Annotated in this window: 7 protein-coding genes; all 7 read left to right on the top strand. The window is 48.5% G+C overall.

Annotated elements, in window-relative coordinates; all coding sequences use genetic code 11:
• Window positions 1-403: 403 nt before the first annotated feature.
• The 7 genes from hemB to murC all read left to right on the top strand — a co-directional run bounded on the left by hemB (window position 404) and on the right by murC (window position 11,467).
• Window positions 404-1,402 carry a porphobilinogen synthase gene (gene hemB / locus NYE35_RS25090; RefSeq protein ID WP_038573042.1) on the top strand — a complete coding sequence of 333 codons (999 nt, stop codon included), beginning with the start codon at window positions 404-406 and terminating at the stop codon, window positions 1,400-1,402.
• 82 nt (window positions 1,403-1,484) lie between these two features.
• A complete protein-coding gene (gene hemL, locus NYE35_RS25085) occupies window positions 1,485-2,786 on the top strand; it encodes a glutamate-1-semialdehyde 2,1-aminomutase (RefSeq protein WP_370510864.1) in 1,302 nt (433 codons plus the stop codon).
• Entirely contained in the window at window positions 2,783-3,718 is a 936-nt protein-coding gene (locus NYE35_RS25080) for an RluA family pseudouridine synthase (RefSeq protein ID WP_256717082.1), read from the top strand. The genes hemL and NYE35_RS25080 overlap by 4 nt, the downstream gene beginning before the upstream one ends.
• Window positions 3,719-4,050: 332 nt before the next feature.
• On the top strand, window positions 4,051-5,421 hold the full coding sequence (locus NYE35_RS25075; protein ID WP_076274682.1) for a LysM peptidoglycan-binding domain-containing protein: 1,371 nt from the start codon (window positions 4,051-4,053) through the stop codon (window positions 5,419-5,421).
• A 581-nt stretch (window positions 5,422-6,002) separates the two neighbouring features.
• Entirely contained in the window at window positions 6,003-8,702 is a 2,700-nt protein-coding gene (locus NYE35_RS25070) for a valine--tRNA ligase (protein WP_051491372.1), read from the top strand.
• Window positions 8,703-8,707: 5 nt separating this feature from the next.
• A complete protein-coding gene (locus NYE35_RS25065) occupies window positions 8,708-10,084 on the top strand; it encodes a bifunctional folylpolyglutamate synthase/dihydrofolate synthase (protein WP_341122195.1) in 1,377 nt (458 codons plus the stop codon).
• 6 nt (window positions 10,085-10,090) lie between these two features.
• Window positions 10,091-11,467: a UDP-N-acetylmuramate--L-alanine ligase gene (gene murC / locus NYE35_RS25060; protein ID WP_036685137.1), complete on the top strand. Its 1,377-nt coding sequence runs from the start codon at window positions 10,091-10,093 to the stop codon at window positions 11,465-11,467.
• Window positions 11,468-11,640: the final 173 nt, after the last annotated feature.

Raw genomic sequence — 11,640 nt, 5'->3', positions numbered from 1 at the left:
TATGGAGTTCGGAGTATAATATTTGGTTGTAAACTAACTGGTATGTAGAGAATATGCAGTAGGTTAATGTGACCAGATCTGCTTGAATTTTAGTTTTAGTTGTACTTCATACAATTAAATTTCCTATATATCAGCTAAAGTCGAGTTTAGTTGTAGTATGTACAATTAAATATCCGCTAAATGAGGAATCTTCGCTCTTTTGTAATAAATAACTGTAGAGAATGCAACTAAAGCTTACAATTAGGACAAAACATCGAGATAGTTGCACAAACTACAACTATACGCAGTTAGCCAGTGGTCGGCGGTTTGGTTGCGGCTAATTTGGACTTGGCTGCGGCTAGTTGTGGTTTGCTGCCAGACACATAATTTGGTTTTATATTTTATTTTTCAGGAGGATGAACAAATGAGCTTTCCAATTACACGTCACCGCCGTTTGCGCGGTTCTGCTGGAATTCGTGGCATGGTGCGGGAGACGATACTGAATGTGCTGGATATGGTACAGCCTATTTTTGTGACTTATGGAACAGGTGTGAAGAATGAGATTAGCTCGATGCCGGGCGTGTATCATTTTTCGCTGGATACGTTAAAAGCAGAAGTGGACGAGATCGCCGCACTAGGCATCCCGGCTGTATTGTTGTTCGGGATTCCTGAGACGAAGGATGCTATCGGTTCTTCCGGTTTTGCAGAGGATGGAATTGTGCAAGAGGCTACTCGCTTGATCAAGCACTGGTACCCAGAGCTGTTGGTCGTTGCAGATACCTGCCTTTGTGAATTTACGGATCACGGACATTGTGGAATGGTGCATACGCATACGGTGAATGGTGTGGTACATGGCGATGTTATCAACGATGCTTCGCTGGAGCTTTTGACTCGTACGGCGGTATCCCAAGCAAAAGCTGGAGCAGATATTATCGCCCCTTCCAACATGATGGATGGATTCGTTCACGCGATTCGTGCGGGACTTGATGAGAACGGTTTTGAGCATGTGCCGATTATGTCGTATTCGGTCAAATATGCTTCGGCATTTTATGGCCCTTTCCGCGAAGCAGCGGATTCAGCGCCACAATTCGGGAATCGCAAAACGTATCAAATGGACCCTGCCAATCTGCGCGAAGCGCTCCGTGAAGCAGAATCCGATGTGTTGGAAGGCGCGGATATGTTAATGGTGAAGCCAGCCCTGGCTTACCTAGATGTGATTCGTACGATTCGTGATCAGTTTGATCTTCCTTTGGTGGCTTATAATGTGAGTGGAGAATATTCCATGGTAAAAGCAGCGGCATTACAAGGCTGGATCGACGAGCAAGCCGTTGTGCTGGAAATGCTGACGGGCATGAAACGCGCTGGTGCGGACATTATTATTACTTATTTTGCAAAAGATGCAGCCCGCTGGCTGCGAGGCTAATCTTCATCACACCAACATCGCGGCAGCTAATATATGTTTGTACAAGCTTGTGTAACCAAGAAGAGAATAGGAGTGAAGATACATGAGTAATGTGCCAATGGCGCGTAAAGAGGAAGCGTCCCGGAAGGCTTTTGATGAAGCAAAACAATATATTCCCGGCGGGGTGAACAGCCCTGTACGGGCGTTTAAATCCGTAGGTCTGACTCCGATTTATGTGGATCATGGGATCGGTTCGCGTATTTTTGATATCGACGGCAACAGCTTTATCGACTATGTGCTCTCATGGGGACCACTGATTATGGGTCATGCGCATCCTGAGGTTGTGAAGGCATTGCAGGAGACGGCGGTAAAAGGGACAAGCTTTGGCGCCCCAACTCTACTCGAAACGGAAATGGCAAAAACCGTTGTTGAACGTGTGGCATCTGTAGATATCGTGCGCATGGTTAACTCCGGAACGGAAGCTACGATGAGCGCGATTCGTTTGGCACGTGGTTACACTGGACGCAGCAAGATCTTGAAGTTCGAAGGCTCCTACCACGGTCACGCGGATAGTTTGCTTATTAAGGCTGGCTCTGGTGTAGCTACATTGGGATTGCCGGATAGCCCGGGTGTCCCAGAAGGCGTTGCAATGAATACTATTACGGTTCCTTACAATGATTTGGAGTCCACTCAGATTGCTTTCGAACGTTTTGGCAATGAGATTGCGGCAGTGATCGTAGAGCCGATTGCCGGCAACATGGGCGTTGTTCCACCGCTTCCAGGCTTCCTGGAAGGGCTGCGTAAATTAACTTCTGACAATGGTTCGCTGCTTATTTTTGATGAGGTTATGACAGGCTTCCGTGTTAATCGCGGCTGTGCTCAAGGCTTGTTCGGGATTACTCCGGATATTACTTGTTTTGGCAAAGTTATCGGCGGCGGACTTCCAGTGGGTGCTTATGGCGGCAAAAGAGAGATCATGGAGCAAATCGCTCCTACTGGACCGATTTATCAGGCGGGCACACTTAGTGGTAATCCATTAGCGATGGCAGCCGGATATACTACGCTCAAGCTGTTGACACCGGAAGTATATGACCGACTGGAACAGTTGGGTGCACGTCTGGAAGCGGGTTTGAGAAAGAATTCAATCGAGACTGGCATTCCGCTCACGATCAACCGGGTAGGATCAATGGTTTGCCCATTCTTCACTGAAGGACCTGTAATCAATTTTGAAACGGCTAAGACGAGTGACACGGATCTTTTCCGTCGTTATTTTGGTCATATGGTGAGCCAAGGCATCAGTGTGCCACCTTCACAGTTTGAGGGGATGTTCGTATCGGCTGCACATAGTGAGCAGGATATTGATGATACCATTGAGGGCCATTATAATGCCCTGAAGGCCCTTTGAGCATCGGAGCCGGAGAAACAACCGGTGGTGGCGCTTGGACTCGGCGTGGAGAATGGCTGGAGGTAACACCCGGCAAAATCATTACTGGAGCTGAGGATACGCAGGCGACGATTGATAAGTGGCTGCTAGAAACTGTGGGCATGCCCGAGAAACTTCATCTGCGGTTACGCCGCGAGGGAGGTATTCAGTGGAAAGGTGACCGGCTTCGGCTGGCACTTTTTCCCGATCGTGAAGCGGGGATTGAACCGATATGGGAAGAGCTTGAGGTGCTGTACGAGGATGATTTTTGCCTGGTAGCTCATAAACCAGCTGGGATGGCGGTTCATCCAGATGGCAGTGGAACAGGTGTAACTCTGGATCACCTCGTAGCTGCACATTATATCACTTCCGGCGAGAGTGTGGCTGTGCGCCATATTCACCGCTTGGACAAAGATACAACGGGTCCGGTGATGTATGTGAAAAATGAGTTCGCACAGTTAGTTCTGGACGAGAATATGCGTGAAAAAAGCATATCACGGCACTACGCCGCGATCGTCGAAGGCACAGTGCCGCCTGTGCTTAAGGTGATCGATGCCCCGATTGGGCGCGATCGGCATCACGCTGCGCGCAGACGGGTCTCGCCCGGCGGACAATCTGCCGTGACGCGAATCATCGAGCGCGAGGCACTGCATGGCGGAAGCCTGGTGCATGTGCAGCTGGAGACCGGGCGGACGCATCAGATTCGCGTCCATCTCAGCCATATGGGTCATCCCTTGTATGGGGATGAACTATATGGCGGCCCGATTTGGGCTTCCAGCGCTGCCGGCCGCCATGCCCTGCATGGCGAGTCGTTGTCCTTCCGCCATCCTTGGAGCGGAGAACAGCTGGAAGTCAGCGATCCGTGGCCGGAGGATATGCTGCAGCTGCGAGAGCTGCTGTCTGAAGCACCCTGACGGATACGTAAGCAACTAAAGAACAGTAGAATCAGCAAAAGCTGGTTCTGCTGTTCTTTTTCTATTTTTTTCAGAAAAAAAACATCTATCCATGTCTTATTAATAAAAGCAGCATATAATACTTTGTTCTTACGAAGTAGTGCATCTATCAGCAGGCTGAAGGTTTGATGAGCTCTTAAATTCATGAAATTTATTAGCATCCTGTCCGGTTAGTACTACCAAAGTTGTCATGCCTCTCTGTTTGAAGCATATACATGTGGGGAGTAACATTTTGGGCTTATGCTCTGGGCCTGTCTCAGGGTTAGATTATGCCAAGAAGGAGGACATATCCCGTGTTTGATCAGTCCCACGGCTTGCGGTTTGATATTTACGAACGCATTCACCTTTCGGAAGAGCTTCCGGGAATAGCTGAGCTGGAGGAGGTTGAACTACTTCCGGAAATTCAGGTGATTCAGCGGGAGGATCGGGCCGAGTTATATGGTCAGCTGTTGCTTACCGGGCTTTACCGGAGTGAAGATGACCGAACACAACGTCTGGAGCATGCCATTCCCGTCGAAATCACTGTTCCGCTTACACGCGTCAGCTCGATTGAAGATATTGGGGTGGAGATCGAGAATTTTGATATTGATCTGCTCACGATGCGCACTGTGAATATAACAGGCGTACTATCGCTGCGGGGGATCGGTAGTACGGATCCTCAACCTCAACCGGCCTGGCAGCAAGAGGAGTACACAGTCGCCTATTCTCCTGTTAATGATGACAGGGTGATAGAAGCAACTGCTGAGCACCAAGAACACGAAAATGATACCCTTTATGAAAATTCACAGTGGACCTTTGGTGAAGATGCATCACAGGTTGCTGTAGAAGAACATGAACAGGCCGATGCGGCTGAGGACGCACAGGAGTTACTAGTCTCAAGCGGAGCGGCTCATACGTCCCCTGTAGTCAATTTCTCATCCGCTCAGGAGAAGGACAAGGGCGCAAAAGCCCGGACACATAGTCTAGAGTCACAAGCAGAGGATGCCAAAGCGGGTTTATCCGATTACTGGTTTAAAGCCGAGCCACAGATCAAGGAAGCTGAAGTGTCCCAGCTGAATCAAGCAAGTTATGTGAGCGAAGAGAAGCAGCAGCCGGAAGAGGAATATTCTTTTGCTTCTAGAGAGACCGTTGTTCCAACGGCTAGTGCAGAAGCGAATCAAGATATACCTGTATTTGCTTCTGAGAGTGAGGCTAATCATGAGCTTCATGAACAGGATGAGAATGCTGAACCCATCCATGAGAATGCGAACGAAGTTTTTGTTTCACAGGAAAGTGTGCTTCCTCATGAAGAGAAACAAGATCTTAAGATCGCCTTGGGCAGTAAAAAAGAAGCAGAGGTTCCGGAAAAAGAACATCTCACCTTCTCCTCTTTACTAAGCTCCAGTCGTGTCCGTAAAGAGCAGGAAGCTCTGCAGTCGGAAGGAAACACATCTGCAGCAGTGGACGTTCCAGAGGTTGGTAATAATACGGAATGGAAGAGCAGATTCATTGCCAGCGCGGACGGAGCTAACATGTTCCGCAAAGTTCGGCTGTGTATTGTACAGCGTGAAGAAACACTGGATACCATTGCAGAGAAGTATCAGCTAAGTGCGCGGGAGCTGGTGATGTATAATCGCTTGTCCGGGCAGAGTGTAGAGGAAGGCCAAGTGTTGTACATCCCGTAATCGAATCGTGATGCGTACACACATGAATAGGTGAATCCCGATCAGGTTTTAGGGTCGGGATTTTTGCTGTTTCATTGTTGGAATGAATGCTTCAGAAGAAATAAGTCGAAATTCAGCCTAAAGTCCCGCTGCAAAGGCGTATCCAGGTTGACTAGGGGGGGCTCAAAATGTATTATGGAGTAAGCAATATCTAAGTAAAGACTGGGAACGGGAAGAGTAGGCGGTCAGCCCTTCAGAGAGCGGAATTGCAAGTGCTGTGACATTCCGTAGGAAACAGCCCCCGAAGTCGCCCCGGAGTCGCCCTTCTGAGCTTATCTTCATATCTATGAAGGATAAGTTAGGTTGTGGCCGGTAGCAGCCGTTATCTGTACGAGTGTCGCGCTAAGCTTCTGAATCCGTTGGGTAAGAAGTGTAGTTTTATTTTTCATTGGCGCGAAACAAAGGTGGTACCGCGAAAGAATGACCTTTCGTCCTTTGAGACGAGGGGTCTTTTTGTTTTTTTCAGAGACCTGTGCGCTCTATACAGCAACTTTATTAACAACTATAAGCAACTACAAGTAAACTAGTGGAGGTATCAGAGAATGGCTGACCAAAACCATCTAACAGCGGCAGATGCTGCCGCTACGAATGAATCTAAAAACGAGATGCCAACAACGTATGATCCGAAGGCAGCAGAACAGAAATGGTATTCCTACTGGACAGAGGGCGGATATTTCCGTGCAGGCCAGCGTCCGGATGCTCAAGCCTATAGCATTGTGATCCCGCCGCCAAACGTAACAGGAATGCTGCACATCGGGCATGCGCTCGATTTCACATTACAGGATATCCTGATTCGTACCAAACGGATGCAGGGCTTCGATACGCTTTGGTTGCCAGGTACGGACCACGCAGGTATTGCAACACAAACGAAGGTAGAGCAGAAGCTGCGCGAGCAGGGGATTTCTAGACATGACCTCGGACGTGAGAAGTTCCTGGAGCAGGTGTGGGATTGGAAAGACAAATACGCAAACACCATTCATGAGCAGTGGGCTAAAATGGGACTTTCCCTTGACTACTCCCGCGAGCGTTTTACCCTCGATGAGGGTTTGTCGAAGGGAGTTCGCGAGGTATTTGTTAAGCTTTATAATAAAGGCTTGATCTACCGCGGTAAACGTATCATCAACTGGGACCCGGCGGCTCGTACGGCGTTGTCGGATATCGAGGTTGAATATAAGGAAGTTAACGGTCATCTGTACCATCTGCGTTACCCACTTAAAGATGGCAGCGGACATATCACTGTAGCGACCACACGTCCGGAGACGATGTTGGGTGATACGGCAGTTGCTGTTCATCCTGAGGATGATCGTTATAAAGATCTGATTGGCAAAACGCTGATCCTGCCGATTATCGGCCGGGAGATTCCAATTATCGCTGACGAGTATGTAGATAAAGAGTTTGGCAGCGGTGCGGTTAAGATCACGCCAGCTCATGATCCAAATGACTTCGAGGTAGGTCAACGTCATAATCTGCCGCAGATCAACGTAATGGATGAGAGCGGCACAATGAACGAAGAAGCAGGACCTTACCAAGGTCAAGACCGGAGTGAATGCCGTAAGGCCATCACGGCGGATCTGAAAGAGCAGGGTGTTCTGATCTCCATTGAAGATCATGTGCATCAAGTTGGACACAGTGAACGTTCAGGAGCGGTTGTTGAGCCGTACCTGTCCACACAATGGTTCGTGAAGATGCAGCCGCTCGCCGAAGCTGCCATCAATGCACAGAAGGATGGTAATGGGGTTAACTTTGTACCTGAACGGTTCGAAAGAACCTACCTGAACTGGATTGAAAACGTACGCGACTGGTGTATTTCCCGTCAGCTTTGGTGGGGACATCGTATTCCGGCTTGGTATTCTGAATCTACCGGTGAGCTGGTTGTGGCGAATGATGAGGAAGAAGCGCGCCGGATCAGCGGCCTAACCGACCTGAAACAGGACGAGGATGTTCTGGATACTTGGTTTAGCTCCAACCTCTGGCCGTTTGCAACCCTAGGCTGGCCGAATGAAGACAGCGCAGATTTCAAACGTTACTATCCGAACGATGTGCTCGTAACGGGCTACGATATTATTTATTTCTGGGTAGCGCGGATGATCTTCTCGGCACTGGAATTCACTGGAGAGAAACCATTCTCCGACGTATTGATGCATGGTTTGGTACGGGATGCTGAAGGACAAAAAATGTCCAAATCACTCGGCAACGGTGTAGATCCGCTCGAGGTTATCGAGAAGTACGGCGCAGATGCTATGCGTTATATGATTTCTACCGGCAGCACAGCGGGTCAGGATTTACGCTTCCGCTGGGAAAAGGTAGAGCAGGCGCGTAATTTCGCTAATAAGATCTGGAATGCGTCACGCTTCGCCCTTATGAATCTTGAAGGAGTTAGCTTCGAGAATATTGACATTACTGGTGAGCTAAGTACGGCTGACCGTTGGATTTTGCACCGCCTGAACGAAACTTCTCGTGAAATTACGCGTCTAATTGACTCGTACGAGTTCGGCGAGACCGGCCGCCAGCTGTACAACTTCATTTGGGACGATTTGTGTGACTGGTATATTGAGTTCGCGAAGCTGTCGCTTTACGGAACGGATGCCGCAGCCAAAGCGAAGACACAGTCCGTACTTGCTTATGTACTCGACCGCACGATGCGCTTGATTCATCCGTTTATGCCGTTTATTTCGGAGGAAATCTGGCAGCATCTGCCGCATGAAGGAGAGACAATTACTCTGGCTGCATGGCCTGAGTATGATGCTGCTCTGGAGAACCCGCAAGCGGTAGCGGAAATGAACCTGCTGATGGATGTAATCCGGGCAGTTCGTAATATCCGTGCTGAAGTGAACGTACCGATGAGCAAGAAGGTTGAATTGATTATTAAAGCGAGCAATGAAGAAACGCTGAGCATCATTACTCGTAACGACAACTACATTGGACGTTTCTGCAATACCTCTTCTTTCGAAGCTGGTCTGAATCCGGAAACGCCAGACAAGGTAATGTCCGCTGTAGTAACGGGAGCGGAACTGCTTCTGCCTTTGTCGGGGCTGATTGATATTGAACAAGAAATCGCTCGTCTGGAAAAAGAAGTGCAGACGCTGAACAGCGAAGTAGAACGCGTAGAGAAAAAGTTGAGCAATCAGGGCTTCGTGGCCAAAGCTCCCGCAAAAGTTATCGAAGAGGAGCAGGCGAAGCAGGCAGATTATTCTGCCAAACGTGAGAAAGTACTTGCCCGCATAGCAGAGCTGAGAGGATAAGAGACATGGATGACCTAAATCGGGGCGGGAGCACCGCCCCTCTTGCGACATATACCGAAGCGGTTAACTGGATCAAGGGCCGGATTCCTTTTGGAATCCGGCCAGGTTTAGACAGAATTGAGATGTTGATGGACAAGCTGGGAAACCCGCACCGTCGGCTGAAATTTATTCATGTGGCGGGTACGAACGGCAAAGGCTCTACCTGTGCCTTTTTGACAAGCGCACTTTTGCAAAGCGGCTATTCTGTCGGCACCTTCACGTCTCCGTATATTACGAAGTTCACGAACAGGTTCCAATATAATAATACGGACATTCCTGAAGAAACTCTTCTTGAGCTAGTGAATACCCTTCGTCCTTTGGTAGATGAGATTGCAGAAACGGAATTTGGCTCACCAACGATGTTTGAGGTAACTACAGCTGTGGCCATTCTATTTTTTGCGGGTGTTTCTTGTCCGGATGTTGTCGTATGGGAGACTGGGCTTGGGGGAAGGCTGGATGTAACGAACATCGTTACTCCGATCGTGTCGGTGATTACAAATGTTGGCCATGACCATATGGATATTTTGGGAGATACGCTTGAGAAGGTTGCAATGGAGAAAGCCGGAATTATCAAACCCGGTGTACCTGTTGTTAGCTGCGTAAATCAACCGGAAGTCGTGGCTGTACTCAAGGAGAAAGCGGCGGCTTGCCGCTCTACTCTTTATCTTACCGGAGAAGATTTTAGCTATGAAGCTACTGGAATTCATGGGGATGTGCAGACCTTTAACTTTAAGGGTCCCTTCCGTTCGCTTGAACTTGGGATTGTGATGAAAGGCGAACACCAGATTAGCAATGCGGCGGGAGCCATGATGGTTCTTGAAGTTTTGCGCCAGTATATGGCGTTCATGTTAGAGGATGAAGATGTTCTGGAAGGATTGCGTCATGCATTTTGGGCTGGAAGGCTGGAAGAGGTAAGTAAATCTCCGAGGATCGTACTGGATGGAGCACATAATCCGGAAGGCGCGGAGAGCCTTGCCAAAAGCCTGCCACAGCTCTATAAATACGGTAAATTAAATTTACTTATGGGAATGATGGCAAATAAGCATCATGAATCCTACTTTAAGCATATACTGCCTATAGTGGATACGCTCATCCTGACCGAACCGGATTTCCAGAACAAAATGGACGCGGAGCATCTGCAGGTTATCGCAGAAAGTCTGCGGGATAAATATGCCAAGGAAAACTTGGTAATCATAGTAGAACATAATTGGGGAAAAGCGCTGCAACAACTGAAGTCGATTACAGCGGAGGATGACCTTGCCGTCGTATCTGGTACGCTGTATTTGATTTCTGACGTGCGCGGTACACTTTTGCAGCAACCCGATACTGAAAAAGGCTGGTGACGACTGTTGGATACTACTGAACGTGTGCATTTTATAGGGATCGGCGGCTACGGTATGAGCGCGATTGCCCGAGTAATGCTAGAAATGGGATATACGGTTACGGGCTCCGATGTGGCTGCCCAAGAATTGACGGATAAATTGATTGCTAAAGGTGCCAAGATTTATATTGGGCATACAGCAGAACAAGTAAAAGGTGCGGATCTGGTCGTGTACTCTACGGCTTTGTCCAGCGATAATGTGGAATGGGTGGAAGCAGAGCGTCTTAAGATTCCAATTCTGCACCGCTCACAAATGCTGGCTCGTTTATTGAACGAACGTAAAGGGGTAGCCGTTGCCGGAGCGCATGGTAAAACAACTACCTCCTCCATGATCGCGCTTGTAATGGAAGAGTGTGAAGTTGATCCTACGTATATTATCGGCGGAGAGATTATGAATGTCGGTACGAATGCAAAGGCAGGACAAGGCGATTATGTAGTGGCGGAAGCGGATGAGAGCGATGGCTCTTTCTTGCACTATCATCCTTGGCTTGGAATTGTCACGAATGTGGAAGCAGATCACTTGGAAAATTACGGCGGAGATTTTAACCGTCTCAAGGCTGCTTACGTACAGTTTATGAACCAGACCCGTGAAGACGGCACTGCGATTGTGTGTGCAGATGACGAGAACGTGATTTCTTTATTGCCTGAAGTGTCAGGTAAGGTGATTACTTACGGCATCAAGTCGAAGACAGCAGATTATATTGCAACAGACATCGTTCTTGGCGACCGTCAGGTTTCGTATACGATGAACCATAATGGCGTAGTATTGGGACAAATTGAACTGTCCGTGCCAGGTCAGTACAATCTGTATAACTCAATGGCTGCGGTTATCGCTTGTTTGAAATCAGGAATCTCTTTTGAGAAAATCGCTGAAGCGATTGTGAAATTCCATGGTGCGAAGCGCCGTTTTCAAGTGCTCGGAGAAGTCGATGATATTCTGGTCATCGATGATTATGCGCATCACCCAACTGAAATTCAGGCGACAATCAGTGCTGCTAAGGCAACGGGGAAACGGATTATTGCCGTATTCCAGCCTCAGCGGTATACACGTACGTTCTTCCTGCTAGATGCCTTCAGCCGCGCCTTTAGCGAAGCAGATGAGGTGATCATCACCGACATCTACTCTCCCGCAGGTGAGAAGCAGATTGAGGGGGTTACTTCTGCGAAGCTGGTTGAGCTTATTGTGCAGAACAGTAACGCCGGTGCAAGACATCTGCCAACCAAAGAAGATGTGCTTGCTGATCTGAAACCTCGTATTGCCCCAGGTGACCTGGTGATTACGATGGGCGCAGGCGATATCTGGAAGGTTGGATACGCATTGGCGGACGGCTTGAAGAAGCGTTAATACAAACACAGACCTACACGAGAATATTCATATTCTCTTGACCATAGCACTTCCCCCGAGTTCCGTGCAGGGGGAAGTGCTTTTTTGTATACTTAAGCGGTGTAGTACATTCTAAAAAATGAAATAAATAGGGTATTTGCTGAACCGGCCATTGAGTGCTATAGTGCTGTCAG

It is taken from the genome of Paenibacillus sp. FSL L8-0494 (assembly GCF_038003695.1).
Classification (GTDB): Bacteria; Bacillota; Bacilli; order Paenibacillales; family Paenibacillaceae; genus Paenibacillus_AQ; species Paenibacillus_AQ odorifer.
The sequence above is the reverse complement of the archived record's forward strand: the minus strand, read 5'-3'. Positions and strand labels throughout refer to the sequence as shown.